This is a genomic window from Pseudomonas sp. GCEP-101 (genome assembly GCF_025133575.1).
Taxonomy (GTDB): domain Bacteria; phylum Pseudomonadota; class Gammaproteobacteria; order Pseudomonadales; family Pseudomonadaceae; genus Pseudomonas; species Pseudomonas nitroreducens_B.
Map to the genome: position 1 here is coordinate 4,479,161 of NZ_CP104011.1, position 16,457 is coordinate 4,495,617.

The 16,457-nt window shown below is 66.9% G+C and carries 14 protein-coding genes; 3 read left to right on the forward strand and 11 right to left on the reverse strand.

What is annotated here, in order from left to right; genetic code table 11:
- Window positions 1-92 precede the first annotated feature (92 nt).
- The gene (locus N0B71_RS20510) at window positions 93-893 is read left to right on the forward strand and encodes a helix-turn-helix domain-containing protein (RefSeq protein WP_259754577.1); all 801 of its coding nucleotides are present in this window, start codon (window positions 93-95) and stop codon (window positions 891-893) included.
- 193 nt (window positions 894-1,086) lie between these two features.
- On the opposite strand, the gene N0B71_RS20515 is transcribed toward N0B71_RS20510, so the two are convergent.
- The 7 genes from N0B71_RS20515 to N0B71_RS20545 all read right to left on the reverse strand — a co-directional run bounded on the left by N0B71_RS20515 (window position 1,087) and on the right by N0B71_RS20545 (window position 8,600).
- On the reverse strand, window positions 1,087-2,382 hold the full coding sequence (locus tag N0B71_RS20515; protein WP_259754578.1) for an NAD(P)/FAD-dependent oxidoreductase: 1,296 nt from the start codon (window positions 2,380-2,382) through the stop codon (window positions 1,087-1,089).
- Between the two features lie 14 nt (window positions 2,383-2,396).
- Window positions 2,397-3,482 carry a polyamine ABC transporter substrate-binding protein gene (locus tag N0B71_RS20520; RefSeq protein WP_259754579.1) on the reverse strand — a complete coding sequence of 362 codons (1,086 nt, stop codon included), beginning with the start codon at window positions 3,480-3,482 and terminating at the stop codon, window positions 2,397-2,399.
- A gap of 41 nt (window positions 3,483-3,523) precedes the next feature.
- Window positions 3,524-4,882: a glutamine synthetase family protein gene (locus N0B71_RS20525; protein ID WP_259754580.1), complete on the reverse strand. Its 1,359-nt coding sequence runs from the start codon at window positions 4,880-4,882 to the stop codon at window positions 3,524-3,526.
- Window positions 4,883-5,053: 171 nt separating this feature from the next.
- Window positions 5,054-6,340 (reverse strand): NAD(P)/FAD-dependent oxidoreductase, encoded by a 1,287-nt coding sequence (locus tag N0B71_RS20530; RefSeq protein ID WP_259754581.1) that lies wholly within the window; start codon window positions 6,338-6,340, stop codon window positions 5,054-5,056.
- The gene (locus tag N0B71_RS20535; RefSeq protein ID WP_259754583.1) at window positions 6,337-7,080 is read right to left on the reverse strand and encodes an amino acid ABC transporter ATP-binding protein; all 744 of its coding nucleotides are present in this window, start codon (window positions 7,078-7,080) and stop codon (window positions 6,337-6,339) included. Before N0B71_RS20535 ends, N0B71_RS20530 begins: the two co-directional genes overlap by 4 nt.
- Window positions 7,077-7,733 carry an amino acid ABC transporter permease gene (locus N0B71_RS20540; RefSeq protein WP_192295640.1) on the reverse strand — a complete coding sequence of 219 codons (657 nt, stop codon included), beginning with the start codon at window positions 7,731-7,733 and terminating at the stop codon, window positions 7,077-7,079. Before N0B71_RS20540 ends, N0B71_RS20535 begins: the two co-directional genes overlap by 4 nt.
- A gap of 108 nt (window positions 7,734-7,841) precedes the next feature.
- Entirely contained in the window at window positions 7,842-8,600 is a 759-nt protein-coding gene (locus N0B71_RS20545; RefSeq protein WP_259754584.1) for an ABC transporter substrate-binding protein, read from the reverse strand.
- A gap of 200 nt (window positions 8,601-8,800) precedes the next feature.
- On the opposite strand from N0B71_RS20545, the gene N0B71_RS20550 reads away from it, so the two are divergent.
- Complete coding sequence (locus tag N0B71_RS20550) at window positions 8,801-9,577, forward strand: IclR family transcriptional regulator (protein WP_259754585.1); 777 nt, start codon at window positions 8,801-8,803, stop codon at window positions 9,575-9,577.
- A gap of 234 nt (window positions 9,578-9,811) precedes the next feature.
- Here N0B71_RS20550 and cobF read toward each other — a convergent pair whose 3' ends face one another.
- The 3 genes from cobF to N0B71_RS20565 all read right to left on the reverse strand — a co-directional run bounded on the left by cobF (window position 9,812) and on the right by N0B71_RS20565 (window position 14,470).
- Window positions 9,812-10,576, reverse strand: coding sequence for a precorrin-6A synthase (deacetylating) (cobF, locus tag N0B71_RS20555; protein ID WP_259754586.1), 765 nt, complete (start codon window positions 10,574-10,576; stop codon window positions 9,812-9,814).
- A gap of 440 nt (window positions 10,577-11,016) precedes the next feature.
- Window positions 11,017-13,344: a 5-methyltetrahydropteroyltriglutamate--homocysteine S-methyltransferase gene (gene metE, locus N0B71_RS20560; RefSeq protein ID WP_259754588.1), complete on the reverse strand. Its 2,328-nt coding sequence runs from the start codon at window positions 13,342-13,344 to the stop codon at window positions 11,017-11,019.
- Between the two features lie 328 nt (window positions 13,345-13,672).
- Entirely contained in the window at window positions 13,673-14,470 is a 798-nt protein-coding gene (locus tag N0B71_RS20565; RefSeq protein ID WP_259754590.1) for an AraC family transcriptional regulator, read from the reverse strand.
- An 84-nt stretch (window positions 14,471-14,554) separates the two neighbouring features.
- Here N0B71_RS20565 and panB point away from each other — a divergent pair, with 84 nt between their 5' ends.
- Entirely contained in the window at window positions 14,555-15,382 is an 828-nt protein-coding gene (gene panB / locus N0B71_RS20570; protein WP_259754592.1) for a 3-methyl-2-oxobutanoate hydroxymethyltransferase, read from the forward strand.
- A gap of 115 nt (window positions 15,383-15,497) precedes the next feature.
- Here the strand turns inward: panB and N0B71_RS20575 are convergent, their stop codons facing one another.
- Entirely contained in the window at window positions 15,498-16,166 is a 669-nt protein-coding gene (locus N0B71_RS20575) for a TIGR04211 family SH3 domain-containing protein (protein ID WP_259754594.1), read from the reverse strand.
- Window positions 16,167-16,457: the final 291 nt, after the last annotated feature.

Below are 16,457 nucleotides of genomic sequence, written 5' to 3' on the forward strand. Positions count from 1 at the left end.
CAGGGCTGGGTATGGCGATCCGGGTTGTCGAAGCACAGGAAGTAGACCAGCAGCGCATAGCCATTCCTGGTTGGGAGCAGCAGTACACGCAGATGTCCGCCGGGCGTTTCGCCGGGCGCATCCTGCATGCAGAGGTCGAGGGCATCGAGCTCTACGAGGAGCAGATGAACCTGCGCGTTGAGCAGGAGTTCCACGCCCCGCCCGGTGCGCTGGTGTTCAGTTTCGACATGTCCGACAACGCCCTCTATCTGCTCGACGGGGACACCCGCAACGCCTGGGTCACGCCGGAGAACTACCGCGAGGTGGCGGTGGTGATCAAGGACGCGGCGAACTGGGGCCAACCCGCCGATACCTTTGCCGAACTGGTGCTCACGCCGCTGCGCTCGGGCCATTGCCAGTCGGTGGCGACTTCGCTGAGCAACCTGCTCGCCGGTGCGACCCGGGGCGACGATCCGATGGACGCGCCGGGTGTGGCGCAGAGCATCGTCTCCCATTGTTTCTCGCTGCTGTGTGAAGCGTCGTTGGAAGAAGAGCGCCGCGCGCGCTCCATCGTCCAGGCCAAGCGCGTGGTGCAGCGGGTCAAGGAAGTGGTCAACGACTGCCCCGACGAGCAGTTCGGCATGGCCGACCTGGCCGCGAAAGCGGGCGTCTCGCCGCGCACGCTGCAGCAGTCGTTCCTGCATTACGCGGGCATCCCGCCCATTGTCTGGTTGCGCAACCGTCGCCTGAATGCGGCGCGCCGCGACCTGCTGGCGGCCGCCGAGTCCGGGATGACCGTCGCCGAAGTGGCGATGAAGTGGTCGTTCTGGCACCTGGGGCGGTTTTCCCAGTCGTATTTCGCGCTGTTCGGGGAGTATCCCAAGACCACGGCGAAGCTGGGCGGGCGCGGCTGAGGCGGGGCTGCGTTTTCTTTCGAAACGGTGCCGTGCGGTTCGCGAGTAATGGCTCGGCCGTTCGATTGTTGGGGAATGGCGCGGACGCTGTCCGCGGCTCGCGGGCATGGCCCGCTCCTACACTGGGCCCAGCGGCGGAGTAGGCGGTGAATCATCGCGGACTCCGTCCGCGATGCGTCTCCGGCAACGCCGCTCAGCCGATCAGCTCCCGCACCCGATACCACGCCATGCCCAGCGCCAGCAGCGGTGAGCGCAGCAGCTTGCCGCCGGGGAAGGTCAGGTGGGGCACGGCGCTGAACAGGTCCAGCCCCTTGCTCTCACCCTGGTGGATGGCCTCGGCTAGCAGCTTGGCCGACCAGTGCGTGACGTTCAGCCCGTGGCCGGAATAGCCCTGGGCGAAGTACACGTTCGGCTGGCTCTTGAGTCGTCCGACCTGCGGGAAGCGATTGGCGGTGATGCCGATCATGCCGCCCCACTGGTAGTCGAGTTTCACCTGTTCCAATTGCGGGAACACCTTGAGCACCTTCGGCCGCATGTAGGCGCCGATGTCCTTCGGGTCGCGCCCGGAGTAGTGGCAGGCGCCGCCGAACAGCAGGCGGCGGTCGGCCGTCAGGCGGTAGTAGTCCAGCCCTACCTTCTGGTCGCACAGCGCCATGTTCTGCGGGATCAGCTGCGCCGCCAGCTCCTCGGACAGCGGTTCGGTCGCCACCACGTAGCTGCCGGCCGGCAGGACCTTGCCGGTCAGCTTCGGCTCCAGCTCGTCCAGGTGCGCGTTGCAGCCGAGCACCAGGTTCTTCGCCAGCACGCGGCCCTGGGCGCAGTGCACGATGGCCGTCGCGCCGTGCTCGATGCGCAGCACCGGGCTCTGTTCGAAGATCTGTGCGCCGAACGCTTGTGCCGCGCGCGCCTCGCCCTTGACCAGGTCCAGCGGGTGCAGGTGACCCGAGCCCATGTCGATGTGCCCGCCCGCGTAGCAGTCGCTGGCGACGACTTCGCGGATGCGCTCGGGCGGCACCAGGCGGGTTTCGTGGGGGTAGCCGGAACGGCTCAGCGACTCCTGCTCCTGGACCATCGCGGCATACTGCGCCGGGGTATTGGCCAGCTCGCAGAAGCCCCAGCGCAGGTCGCACTCGATAGCCAGTTCACGGATGCGCTCGGCGACCAGCGCCACCGAGTCCACACCCGCCTGCTCGAGGTAGCGCACGCCTTCCTCGCCGACGTACTTGGCGAAGCCGCTGACGTCGTGGCCGATGCCACGGATCAGTTGCCCGCCGTTGCGCCCGCTGGCGCCCCAGCCGATGCGCCGGGCCTCCAGCAGCACCACGGAGTGGCCGCGGCGGGCCAGCTCCAGGGCGGCGTTCACGCCGGTGAAGCCGCCGCCGATGACGCAGACTTCCGCGCGCAGGTCCCCGCACAGGGAGGGGTATTGCTGGCGGTCGCGGGCGGTCGCGGCGTAATAGGACGCGGCGTGCTCCTCGGTGTGTTTCATGGGTCGGTCTCGGCTCATTGGTTGAACTTGATCTTGCTCCAGCTGCGGGTCATCAGGCGCATGATCTTGGGCGGCGGCGCCTTGGCGATGTACAGCTTGTCGAGCACGGCCTGGCTCGGGTAGACCTCGGGGTTGTTCTGCATCTCCTCGGGCAGCAGCGTCTTGGCGTCCGCGTTGGCGCTGGGGTAGCCGACGTATTCGCTGATGCCGGCGATCACCTTCGGGTCGAGGACGTAGTTGATGAACGCCAGGGCCTGCTCGGGATGGGTCGCATCCGAGGGGATCGCCATCAGGTCGAACCACAGGTTCGCGCCTTCCTTGGGAATGCTGTAGGCGATCTCGATGCCGTTCTTGGCTTCCTTGGCGCGGGCGGCGGCCTGGAACACGTCGCCGGAGTAGCCGAAGGCGACGCAGATGTTGCCGTTGGCCAGGTCCGAGATGTACTTGGAGGAGTGGAAGTAGGTGACGTACGGACGCACCGCCACGAGCTTCGCCTCGGCCTTGGGATAGTCCGCCGGGTTGGTGCTGTTGGGGTCCAGGCCCAGGTAGTTGAGTACCGAGGGGATCATCTCGTCGGGCGAGTCCATGAACGCCACGCCGCAGGCGCTGAGCTTCTTGATGTTCTCCGGCTCGAACAGCACCGACCAGGAGTCGATGCGGTCCACGCCCAGCACTTCCTTGACCTTGGCGACGTTGTAGCCGATGCCGTTGGTGCCCCACAGGTAGGGCACCGAGTGCTTGTTGCCCGGGTCGTTCTGTTCCAGCAGCTTGAGCAGCGTCGGGTCCAGGTGCTTCCAGTTCGGCAACTGGTTGCGGTCGAGTTCGAGGAACACGCCGGCCTGCACCTGGCGGGTCAGGAAGTGGTTGGATGGCACCACCACGTCGTAGCCGGAACGGCCCGCCAGCAGCTTGCCTTCCAGGGTCTCGTTGGAGTCGAAGACGTCGTACACCGGCTTGATCCCGGTGGTCTTCTGGAAGCCCGCGAGGGTGTCCGGGGCGATGTAGTCGGTCCAGTTGTAGATGCTGACGGTAGGTGCAGCGTGTGCGGCCGAGGCGATGGCTGCCAGGGCGAAGGGCGCAAGGGTGCGCAGCAGTCTCATGGGGACTCCCGAATTGTTGTTGTGAAGTCAGGGATGAGGGATCAGACGCTCAGCAGGAGGAACTCACGCTCCCAGGAGCTGATCACCCGCTTGAAGTTCTCGTGCTCGGTGCGCTTGACCGCCACGTAGCCCTGCACGAACTTCTCGCCGAGGAATTCCTTGAGCACGGTGCAGTCTTCCATCTGCTGCAGCGCGTCCTCGATGGTGATCGGCAGGCGCAGGTTGCGGCGCTCGTAGGCGCGGCCCTGGACGGCGGCGCTGGGGTTGACCTGCTCGATCATGCCCAGGTAGCCGCAGAGCAGGCTGGCGGCCAGCGCCAGGTACGGGTTGGCGTCGGCGCCGGGCAGGCGGTTTTCCACGCGCATGGCGGCCGGCGGAGCGGCGGGCACGCGCAGGCCCACGGTGCGGTTCTCTTCGCCCCATTCGACGTTCACCGGCGCGGAGGTATCGGGCAGGAAGCGGCGGAAGGAGTTCACGTTGGGCGCGAACATCGGCAGCACTTTCGGGATGTACTTCTGCAGGCCGCCGATGTAGTGCAGGAACAGCTGGCTCATGGAGCCATCCTCGGCGGCGAAGATGTTCTTGCCGGTGGCGATGTCCAGCACGCTCTGGTGGATGTGCATGGCGCTGCCCGGCTCGTCGGTGATCGGCTTGGCCATGAAGGTGGCGCTGACGTCGTGCTTGAGCGCGGCTTCGCGCATGGTGCGCTTGAACACGATGATCTGGTCGGCCAGGCTCAGCGCGTCGCCGTGACGGAAGTTGATTTCCATCTGCGCCGGGCCGTCCTCGTGGATCAGCGTGTCCAGGTCCAGGCCCTGCAGTTCGCACCAGTCGTAGACGTCTTCGAACAGCGGGTCGAATTCGTTGGCGGCGTCGATGGAGAAGCTCTGCCGGCCGCTTTCCGGGCGGCCCGAGCGGCCGACGGGGGCTTCCAGCGGGAAGTCCGGGTCGCTGCTGCGTTTGGTCAGGTAGAACTCCATCTCCGGCGCCACCACCGGGCTCCAGCCCTTGTCGGCGTAGAGCTTGAGTACGCGCTTGAGGACGTTGCGCGGGGACAGTTCGATGGGATTGCCGACCTTGTCGAAGGTGTCGTGGATGACCATCGCGGTCGGCTCCAGCGCCCACGGCACCAGGAAGATGGCGTTCGGGTCGGGCTTGCAGACCATGTCGATGTCCGCTTCGTCGAGCAGGTCGTAGTAGATGTCGTCATCGACGAAATCGCCGGTGACGGTCTGCAACAGGACACTTTCGGGGAGTCGCATGCCCCCTTCGCCGAGGAACTTGTTGGTGGGGGAAATCTTGCCGCGGGCGATGCCGGTGAGGTCGCTCACCACGCATTCGACTTCGGTGATTTTCTGTTGCTTCAGCCGTTGCTCCAGTTGCTCGGCGGGGGTGGTCATACAAGCCTCGGAAGGTTTCTTGGTTTTATAAGGGATGCGCACGCAGCATCGTGCTGCCAGGCCGGACTAGTGTCGGCTGGCAGCACGGGGGCGTTCTATCCACTTTCCGCAAGGCGTGGGAATTGGCGTGAAAAAGCTCGCGCCAGGGCTGGTGGGGCAGGTTGGCCGCCGTCAGAACACGGCGTCGAGCAGGCGGTACCAGGTGATGCCCACGCCCAGGTACAGGCGCTGCAGGCTGTGGAAGGGGATCGGCCGCACCGGCGTGACGGGGAAGGGGAAGTCCTTCTCGCGGTCCAGCAGACGCTCTGCCAGATGCCGGCCCAGGGTCGAGGCCATGGCGATGCCGCGACCGTTGTAGCCGAGCAGGATGCTCAGGTTCGGCGCCGGCTCATGCAGCCTTGGCATGAAGTCCGGGGTCAGCGCCACGCGGCCGCTCCACTGGTACTCGAACTCGACGCCGGCCAGTTGCGGGAACAGTCCCAGCAGCGAGCGCTTCAGATGCAGCCAGTCGCCGGGCGAGCGCGGCTCGGCGAACGGCCCGCGGCCGCCCAGCAGCAGGCGGCCGTGGGCGTCCTGCTTGAAGTAGAGCAGCAGACGCCGCGCGTCCGAGCAGACCTCGCCATTGGGCAGCACGCTGCGCCGCAGGTGGTCCGGCAAGGGTTTGGTCGCGACGATGAAGCTGTTGGCGGCGATCACCGTCTGCCGCAGCCGTGGCCAGAGGTCGTCGGTATAGCCGTTGGTGGCGAGGATGACTTTTTCGGCCGTCACGCTGTGCTGGGTGTCCGTGGTCAGCTGCCAGCCGTCGCCGTGGCGGCGCAGGGCGGTCACGCGGTTATGGCCGTGGATGGCGGCCCCTTCGCTCAGCGCGGCGCGGGCCAGGCCGCGCACGTAGCTCAGCGGCTGGACGCTGCCGGCGCGCGGGTCGACCCAGGCGCCGAGGTAGTCCTGGCTGCCGATGCGCTGGACGACGCTGCGTTGGTCGAGCAGTTCCACCGGTACGCCGTGCCGGCGCCACTGCTCCGCGCGCTTCTCGATGGCGCGCAGGGCGGCGGGCGAGGCGGCCGGCTGGATCCAGCCCTGGCGGGTGGCTTCGCAGTCGATGTCGTAGCGGCGGATCAGCTCGAAGACTTCGTCGGCGGCGCCACCGGCGACCTCGATCAGGCGCTCGGCCTGGTCGCCGCCAAACAGTCGGCGCAGGTCGTCGGGGTCATGCTTGAGGCCGGGGATCACCTGCCCGCCGTTGCGCCCGGAGGCGCCCCAGCCCGGCTCGCCAGCGTCCAGCACGCAGACGCGCACGCCGTTGCGGGCCAGGTGCAGGGCGGTGACCAGCCCGGTATAGCCCGCGCCGACGATGGCCACATCGACCTGCTTGTCCTGCGCCAGGGGCGGGGTCGCTGCGGCCGGGTTGGCGGTGGCCGCCCACAGTGAGGGCGGCAATGCCAGAGGCTGGGTTTTCATGCCTGGCCCCCGTCGGTGTTCAGCAGACGCCGGAGAAACTCCTGGGTGCGCGGCTGGCGCGGCGCGCAGAGCACGTCCTTGGCCGCGCCTTCCTCGACGATACGGCCGCCGTAGAGGAAGCACACCTTGTCCGCCACGTCGCGGGCGAAACCCATTTCGTGGGTCACCACCACCATGGTCATGCCTTCGTCGGCCAGCTTGCGCATCACCGCCAGCACTTCGCCCACCAACTCCGGGTCCAGCGCGGAGGTCGGCTCGTCGAAGAGAATCGCCTGGGGGCGCATGGCCAGGGCGCGGGCGATGGCCACGCGTTGCTGCTGGCCGCCGGAGAGTTCGTCCGGGTAGGCGTCCATGCGGTGGCCCAGGCCGACTTTCTCCAGCAGGGCGCGGGCGTGCTCGCGGGCGGCGTCCGGGCGCTCCTTCTTCACGTAGACCGGGCCTTCCATGACGTTCTGCAGCGCGGTGCGATGGGGGAACAGGTTGAAGCGCTGAAACACCATCGCTACCTGCGTGCGGATCTCATGGATGGAGTGGGCGTGGCGGTCGACCCGCTCCTCGCCGACCAGGATGTCGCCACCCTCGTAGGTCTCCAGCCCGTTGATGCAGCGCAGCAGGGTGGACTTGCCCGAACCGGACGGGCCGATCAGGCACACCACCTGGCCGCTCTCCACCGACAGGTCGATGCCTTCGAGTACGCGGGTGCTGCCGTAGCTTTTGTGCAGGGACTGGATGCGGATCATGCTTTCTTCCTCGTGGCGATGCGCGCTTCGAGGCGGCGCAGGGCGAACGACAGCGGCAGGCTCAGGGCCAGGTAGAGCAGGGCGACCAGGGTGTAGACGGTCATGTTCTCGAAGGTCGAGGAGGCGATCAGTTGGCCGGCGCGGGTCATCTCGGCCACCGTGATGGTGGACACCAGCGAGGAGTCCTTGAGCATCATCACCAGGGTGTTGCCATAGGGCGGCAGGGCGATGCGGAAAGCCTGCGGCAGCACCACCCGGCGCATGATCATCGGGCCGCGCATGCCGAGGGATTCGGCGGCTTCGATCTGCCCCTGCTGGATGGCCTGGATGCCGGCGCGGAAGTTCTCGGCCTGGTACGCCGAGTAGGCGATGCCCAGGCCGATGATGCCGGCCTGCATGGCGGACAGCTGCACGCCGAAATCCGGCAGCACGAAGTAGATGTAGAACAGCTGCACGATGATCGGCAGGCCGCGGATCACGTTGACCACGGAGATGCCGAACAGCGCCACGGCGCGGACCTTCGACACCATCATCAGGGCGAAGGCCAGGCCGATGAGCGAGCTGAGCAGGAACGAGGCAATCGTGACCTGCACGGTGACCACCGCGCCACTCAGGAGAATGGGCAGGAAGTCCAGGGCGTTCTGGAGAAACATAGGGATGTCCGTCAGCGGAAATCAGGGCGGCCGTCACCCTTCACCGGGCGCGGGGCCGCGGCAAAAGGTGCGGGTTAGTCGTGTGGGCGGCGTGAAGAGCGGCGGACGTCAGTCCAGGTGCCACTTGCCGATGATGGCGGCGAGGGTGCCGTCGGCCTTGATGCTGGCGATGCCCTTGTTGACCTGGGCGAGCAGCTGCGGGTCGCCCTGGCGCAGGATCAGGCACACCTCGCCCTTGATCTGCGGCTGGTAGCTGTCCACCAGGCGGACCTTCTTCAGGGTGCCCTTGGCCATCTGGTAGGCGAGGATCGGGTGGTCGCCGAAACCGGCCTTGATGCGGCCCAAGGCCAGGTCGCGGGTGAGGTCGGCGAGGGAGTCGTAGCCGCGCACTTCCTTGAAGATGCCGCGCTGGTTGAGCTTGTCGATGAAGATGGTGCCAACCTGGGCGCCCACCACTTCACCCTTGAAGTCATCCATGCTGGTGTAGGCCTTGTCGTCGTCGGCACGCACCACCAGGCCCTCGCCGTACTCGAACACCGGGTCGGAGTACTGCACCACTTTTTCCCGCTCGGGGGTGCGCAGCATGGCGGCGGAGATCAGATCGATCTTCTTCGCGGTCAGCGAGGGGATCAGCGCGGCGAAGGTGGTCTGGGCGATTTCCACGTCGAAGCCACCAGCCTTGGCCACAGCCTGGGCGGAATCGACCATCATGCCCTGGATACTGTTGGTCTTGACGTCGAGGAAGGTGAACGGCACGCCGGTGGCGGTGGCGCCCACCTTCAGGGTTTCGGCCTGGGCGACCAGGGATGCAGCGCAGCTGGCGACGAGCGCGAGGGCGCAGGAAAACACGCGGAGGCGAGGATGCATTGGTGAACTCCCATGTGACGCGGTTTGTTGTCGTTATGCGTTATGGATAGCCCCGAGTATCGGCAGGAGGCTTTGGTCGCAATATAAATGATTTACAAGAATCGTAAAGAGATTTATAAATATCGCATATCGATATTTAAAGCCGGTACAGGGACCGATCCAGGACCTGATCCCCATGCAAACCCTCGCAAGGACGAGACATGAGCGACAACGAAAACAGCCTGTTCAACCAGTCGCTGGAGAAGGGCCTGGCGGTGTTGCGCGCCTTCAATGCGCGCAACCGCACGATGAATCTCGCCGAGGTAGCCGAGGCCGCCGATATCACCAAGAGTTCGGCGCAGCGGATGATCCACACGCTCGAGGCGCTGGGGTACGTCAGCAAGCACCCGCAGACCAAGCGCTTCCAGCTGACCCCGCAGGTAATGGAGATCGGCTACAACTACCTCGCGGCCGATACCCTGGTGGATGTCGCCAATCCCTTCCTCGCCGAGCTGGCGCAGACCACCGGCGAGACCACCAATCTCACCGAGCCGGTGCGCACCGACATGCTCTATGTGGCGCGTTTCGTGGGGCCCAAGTTCATTCCCATCCACCTGCCCATCGGCAGTCGCATCCCCATGTACTGCACCGCGTCGGGTCGCGCCTTCCTCAGTGCATTGGGTGATGACGAGGTGCTGACGTTGCTGCAGGACAGTGACCTGTCCAGCCACACCCAGTACACCCGGACTTCGCTGGAGGAGATCCTCGCCGAGATCGCCGAGATCCGTCGCAAGGGCTACGCGATCAACAGCGAGGAGCTGTTCCTGGGGGACATGGCGGTGGCTGCGCCGGTGCGCAACAGCCAGGGCCGCCCGGTAGCGTCGGTGCACGTGGTGGCGCCGACCAGCCGCTGGACCCGCGAGGACGCGGAACGCCGTCTGGCCCCGGCAGCCATCGAGTGTGCGCGGGCGATCAGCACCTCGATCCGCACGTTGTAAGGTCGCTCAGGACGGCGCCTGGACCGGCGCCGACGCCTCGCTCATGAACCCTTGCAGTCGCTGCAGCGCCCGTTCGCCGTCGAAGCCGTCGCGATGTTCGTCGTTGCGCGGCGCGGGGCCGGATGGAACGCGGCGAGGCGCTCGGTCGACTCGTTGGCGCCGCGGCCTCTTTCCTTCAGCCGCGCGCGGCTGGCTTCGCTGTCGGGCGGTGGTGTGGCGCCTTGCGCCCACGGCTCAGCTGTCCTTTGGTGTGCGCCGCAGCAGGTAGGAGTCCATGATCCAGCCGTGGGTCTGCCGGGCCTCGCGGCGGGTGCGCTGGATGTCTTCGCCGACTTCCACCAGCCGCCCGCTGCGGAGGATTTCGTTCTCGGTACCGACGTAGGCGCCCCAGTAGATTTCCAGCTCGGGGTCGTCCAGCTGGCGGTAGGTATCCTCGGCGTCGAGCATCACCACCACGCTGTCGGCGTTGGCCGGGAAGCCCTCGGCCAGGCGGCGGCCAGTGGTGATCTGCACCGACTGGCCAATGGCGTTGAGCGGCACCTTGTGCCGCGCGGCGAGCGCCTGGACGCTGGTGATGCCCGGAATCACCTGGTAGTCGAAGTCCAGCCTGCCGGCGCTCTGGATGGCGTCGAGTATGCGCAGGGTGCTGTCGTACAGCGAGGGGTCGCCCCAGACTAGGAAGGCGCCGCACTGGCCGTCCTGCAGCTCGCTGTCGATCAACTGCTCGAACACCTGCTGCTTGGCGCGGTTGAGGTCGTGCACCTGCCCGGCGTAATCGCCTTCGCGCACGCGCTCGGGGCTGTCGGCCTCGACGAGGCGGTAACGGTCATGGGTGACGTAGCGCTGCAGGATGTCCCGACGCAGCTGCAGCAATGGTTGCTTGCTGGCGCCCTTGTCCAGGAGGAAGAACACGTCCGCGCGGTTCATCGCGTTGATGGCCTGCACGGTGAGGTACTCGGGGTCGCCGGCACCGATGCCGATGATGAGCAGTTGCTTCATGTGGGGGCCGCTTGCCTGGTTCGAAGAGCTCCAAGACTACGCCTGTCGAGCGGGGTGTAGGAGCAACTGTCTTCATCTGAAACCCCGTACTGGCTATCTCCCCTCTCCCTAACCCTCTCCCTGAAGGGAGAGGGGACTGGGCCGGTGCCGGCTGAAACTGTGGCGTCAGCCGGCTCGGATGGCTGCCTCTCCCTTCGGAGCGGGGCGCGTAGCCAGGACGGGGGAGAGGGCGAGCCGGCACGATATCCCATGTAGTAGCGCGCCATGCCCGCGATCGCGCGCATGGCGCGCTCCTACTGGGGCCTGGGCAGCAAGGCGGGGCGAATCACCCGGAAGGGGCATCCGCCATGGCAGATAACGCCTGGGGCGTTATGCGCCTGCGGGACAGCGTCGGCCGTGGTGTCGCCCCTGAGGAACCAGGGCGAACGCACCCCGGCGCTTCAGCCCAGCAGGCTCACGTCGCGGCGCAGCTCGCGGGCGGCCGCGACCATGTTCACCAGCGCCGCTTCCGTCTCCGGCCAGGCGCGGGTCTTCAGGCCGCAGTCGGGATTGACCCACAGGCGCTCGGCGGGAATGCGCTGGGCCGCCTTGCGCAGCAGCTTGACCATTTCCTCGGTGGCCGGAACGCGCGGCGAGTGGATGTCGTAGACCCCAGGGCCGATCTCGTTGGGGTACTCGAACGTCTCGAAGGCCGCCAGCAACTCCATGTCCGAGCGTGAGGTCTCGATGGTGATGACGTCGGCGTCCATGGCGGCGATGGCCTCGATCACGTCGTTGAATTCGCTGTAGCACATGTGGGTGTGGATCTGGGTGTCGTCGCGCACGCCCGAGGCGCACAGGCGGAAGGCTTCGGTCGCCCAGTCGAGGTAGCGGCCCCATTCATTGCGGCGCAGCGGCAGGCCCTCGCGGAAGGCGGCCTCATCGATCTGCACGATGCGGATGCCGGCGGCTTCGAGGTCGAGCACCTCGTCACGGATCGCCAGCGCCAGCTGCCGCGCCTGCGTCTCGCGGCAGACGTCCTCCCGCGGGAAGGACCACGCCAGCAGGGTCACCGGGCCGGTCAGCATGCCCTTCATCACCTTGCGGGTGAGGCTCTGGGCGTAGCGGATCCACTCCACCGTCATCGGCTTGGGGCGGCTCAGGTCGCCATAGATCACCGCGGGTTTCACGCAGCGCGAACCGTAGCTCTGCACCCAGCCGAAACGGGTGATCAGGTAGCCGTCGAGCTGCTCGGCGAAGTACTCCACCATGTCGTTGCGCTCGGCCTCGCCATGCACCAGTACGTCGAGCCCCAGGTGCTCCTGGATTTCCACGGCATGGCGAATTTCGTTCTGCATGGCCTGGGTGTAGTCGGCGGCGCTGAGCGTGCCCTGCCTGAAGGCCTGGCGCGCCAGGCGGATGGCCGAGGTCTGCGGGAAGGAGCCGATGGTGGTGGTGGGGAAGTCCGGCAGGTCCAGGCCGGCGCGCTGCTTGACGATGCGCTCGGCGAAGGGGGATTGGCGCTGGCTGTCGACGGCTTTCACGGCGGCCAGACGGGCCTTCACCGCGGCCTTGTGGATGCGCGGCGAGGCGGCGCGGCAGGCCTGCACGGCGCGGCTGCGTTCCAGCGCGGCCACGACGTCCGGCGCGTCGGGCTGGTCGATGGCGCGGGCGAGCAGGGCGACTTCGGCGCACTTCTGCACGGCGAAAGCCAGCCAGCTCTTGAGTTCGGCATCCAGCTGGTCTTCGCGCTCCAGGTCCACGGGGCTGTGCAACAGCGAGCAGGACGGCGCCACCCACAATCGCTCGCCCACCCGGTCATGGGCGTGGCGCAGCACCTGGAGGGTCTTCTCCAGGTCGCAGCGCCAGACGTTGCGGCCGTTGACCACGCCCAGGGACAGAATCTTGTAGGCCGGCAAGCGGTCGAGGATGGTCGGGAACTGCTCCGGCGCGCGCACCAGGTCGAGGTGCAGGCCGTCCACCGGCAGGCCGGCGGCCAGGCCCAGGTTGTCGTCCAGGCCAGCGAAATAGGTGGCCACCAGCTTCTTCAGCGGCTCGCTCTGCAGCAGGTTGTAGGTGCGCTCGAAGGCGTTCTTCCAAGCCTGGGGCAGGTCGAGCGCGAGGATGGGTTCGTCGATCTGCACCCACTCCACGCCCTGCGCGGCCAGGCGGCGGAAGATCTGGCCGTAGAGCGGCAGCAGGCGCTCGATGAGTTCGAGCTTGTCGAAGCCTTCCTGGCCTGGCGAGGCGCCCTTGGCCTTGCCCAGCCAGAGGTAGGTCAGCGGGCCGATTACCACGGGCTTCACCCTGTGGCCGAGGGCGTGGGCCTCGTCCACTTCCTCGAACAACTGCTCCCAGCTCAACTCGAAGCGCTGGTCAGCGCTGAATTCGGGGACGAGGTAGTGGTAGTTGGTATCGAACCACTTGGTTAGCTCCTGCGCGAGAAGGGGTTGGGCGTGCGCGCCGCAACAGCCGGCGCTGGCGCCGCGCGCCATGGCGAACAGGGTCTGCAGGGTCGGCTTGGCATCGCCCTCGGTACGGAATCGCTCGGGAATCACGCCGAAGGTCAGCGAGTGGGTCAGCACCTGGTCATACCAGGCGAAATCGCCCACGGGCAGCAGGTCGATGCCGGCGTTCTTCTGTACCTGCCAGTGAGCGGCGCGCAGTTCGCGGCCGACGGCACGCAGGCCGGCTTCGTCCAGTTCGCCCTTCCAGAAGGCTTCCTGGGCCTTCTTCAGCTCGCGGTCGCGGCCGATGCGGGGGAAGCCGAGGTTGTGTGCCAACGCCATGTGAATCTCTCCAGTGAATCAACAATGGCGAAATTCTCCCGGTACCTCCTTCATGAGACAAACTCAATGTTCTCGTGATCAACATAAGGAATTCTCATGTTTATCAGCGCCCCTTTGTAGGAGCGGGCCATGCCCGCGATGGCGGACAAGGTCCGCCGTCAGGCGTTACCTCGATTCGTTCGTTGACCCGGATCGTCACAGCGGACTCCGTCCGAGACAGCTCGGCGCAAGCTCTGTCGCAGGCATGGCCAGCTCCTACAGGCTCGGGTCGATGACCGTGCTGAACCGTGCAGGAGCGCACCTTGCCCGCGACGTCCTGCACGCCAGGCTAGCCGTCACGCCCGCGCATCTGCCGCGCCAGCGCGCCGGGCGAGGTATGGAGTTGCCGCTGGAACAGCTCGATGAATGCCGAGGTGGATTCATAGCCCAGTTCACCGGCGATCAGCGTCACCGACTCGCCGCGCTCCAGACGCGGCAGCGCGGCCAGCAAACGCACGCGCTCGCGCCATTCGCGGAACGACAGCCCGGTTTCATCGCGGAACAGCCGCGCCAGGGTGCGCCGCGAGGCGCCGACGCGCTGTGCCCAGTCCTCGATGCCCAGCCGCTCGCCGGGATGTTGCTGGAGGTGATCGGTGACCCGCCGCAAGCGGCTGTCGCGTGGCAGCGGCAGGGCGAGGCCGGAGTCCGGCGCGTTGTGCAGTTCGTCCACCAGCACCTGCATCAGCCGGGCTTCCGGTCCGCCGTCGGGGTAGAGGCGGGGGTATTCGCTGGCGCGCTGGATGAGATTGTCCAGCAGCGGCGAGATCTCCAGCACCCGGCACGGTCCCAGCGCGACGGCCAGTTCCGGCGCCAGGTAAAAGCTGCGGTGCACCACCGGCGTCCGCGCCCGGGCGCTATGGCGCACGCCCGCCGGCAGCCACATCGCCCGGCGTGGCGGAATCACGCAGGCGTACTGCTCGGTGGTCGCCTCGAGCACGCCGCTGGCGGCGTACATCAGTTGGCCCCAGGGGTGGGAGTGCAGTTCGACCTCGTGGCCGGCGGGCATGTCGAAGGCGCGCAGCCAGACGGGGCGCGGCAGCGACGTGAAGCCGGGAAGTGTCGGAGCGTCCTGTCCCGCTGACGGCATAGCTTGTCTCACTGTCGGAAGTGGGTCATGGAGGGCGATGGTAGCGTCTTGCTCAGCCAATAGCAGCCCGACCGGGAGCGCACCATGAGCAGCCATCGTCCGCAACAACGCCTGTCCATCCTCGACATCCGCCAGCGCCGCGAGCCCGGCAGCCTGGTGGTGCTCACCGCCTATTCGACGCCCATGGCACGGCTGCTCGACCCGCATGTCGACGTACTGCTGGTGGGCGATTCGTTGGGCATGGTGCTCTACGGCATGCCGCATACGCTGGCCGTCAGCCTCGACACCATGATCGCCCATGGCGCGGCCGTGGTGCGCGGCTCGCAGCGGGCGTGCGTGGTGGTGGACATGCCCTTCGCCAGTTACCAGGCCTCGCCGCAGCAGGCCTTCCTTGCGGCGGCGCGGGTGCTCGCCGAAAGCGGCGCGCAGGCGGTCAAGCTCGAAGGCGGCGCGGAGATGGCCGAGACCATCGCCTTCCTCGTCGAGCGCGGCATCCCGGTGATGGCGCACATCGGCCTGATGCCGCAGAAGGTCAACGCCCTCGGCGGCTTCAAGGTCCAGGGCAAGGAGGAGGGTGGTGCTGCCCGGGTGCTGCGCGATGCGGATGCCGTCGCGGCCGCCGGGGCGTTCAGCGTGGTGCTGGAAGGCGTGTTGGAGCCGCTGGCGCGGCAGGTCTGCGAGCGCCTGGAGATTCCGGTGATCGGCATCGGCGCCTCACCTGCCTGCGCCGGCCAGGTGCTGGTGACCGAGGACATGCTCGGGCTCTCCGGCGAACAGATTCCGCGTTTTGCCGAGCAATACGTGCGGGTGGACGAGCTGATCAGCGCGGCGGCCGAACGCTTCGCCAACGAGGTGCACCAGGGCCGGTTCCCGCAGGCGCGGCATTGTTTCGGGATGGATCCGTCCCGTTGACGCGTGGAGTGGCGGCGGGCCATCGCGGACGGAGTCCGCTCCTACGTAAAGTGGGCTCGTGCGTAGGAGCGGACTTCGTCCGCGATCGGTTCAGCCTGGCACGGATCGCGGGGTGTCAGACCCACTCGGTCGAACGCTTGCGACGCACGCGCAGCATGGTCGGCAGGATCAGCCCGGCGAGCAGGCCGGCGCCGGCGATGCTGCCGCCGTAGGCCATGTAGCGCATCAGCACCTGCTTGTTCTCATCGCCCAGCTGCGCCTGGGTATCGCGTAGCTGCGCGCGTGCCTGGTTCAGCTCGGCGTCCAGTGCGCTGCGGGTGGCCTGCAATTCATCGATGAGCTTCTTGCGCGCATCCAGGGTTTCCTGCATGCCTTGCACGCGGTTCTTCCAGGAGTCGTCGATGGTCTGCAGCTGGGTGGTCAGCTCGCTGACCTTCTGTTCCAGCGCGGGCAGGCGCTCGGCTTGGCCGGGCTTGTCCTGCAGGTCCTTGCTGGCGATCCACACGGTATTGCCGCTGTCGCTGCGTACCTGGCTGTAGTCGCCGGACGTGCTGACCAGCTGGACCTTCTGCCCCGACGTCAGCGTGCCGACGATGCGGTAGCCGTCGGTGGGGCCGCTGCGCACGTAAGTGCTCAGGCTGTCGTTCACCCAGCGCGCGTTGCTGGCGGGCTCCTCGGCCTGGGCAGCGGCGCCGGCCGCCAGCAGGCCGGCAAACAGGCAGGCACCGAGGGCGCGGGTCTGAAGGGAAGAAACTCGTGCGGGGAAGCGACGCAATAGGGACATGGGCAATCTTCACATGACTTGAAACGAAACCCGCCGTGCGGGAGCGAAAACGCCGGCCGGGCGACTTGCTTGGATACGAGGGTTCAGAACTGACCGGGTGGCCAATGGCCAGAAAACCCACCCGGAGGGCCGACAGCAGACAGACAGTTGTCAGACGCCGAGAGTTCACCGGTAGGAATTTGTACGGATAAGCGGGCATTGCGGCAGGAACAGGAAGCGACAACAGAGAGAGGCAACGGGGCCGGCAGCGCTGTCAGGCATACCGATGTCGAATCCAGGCAACTGCGGGAA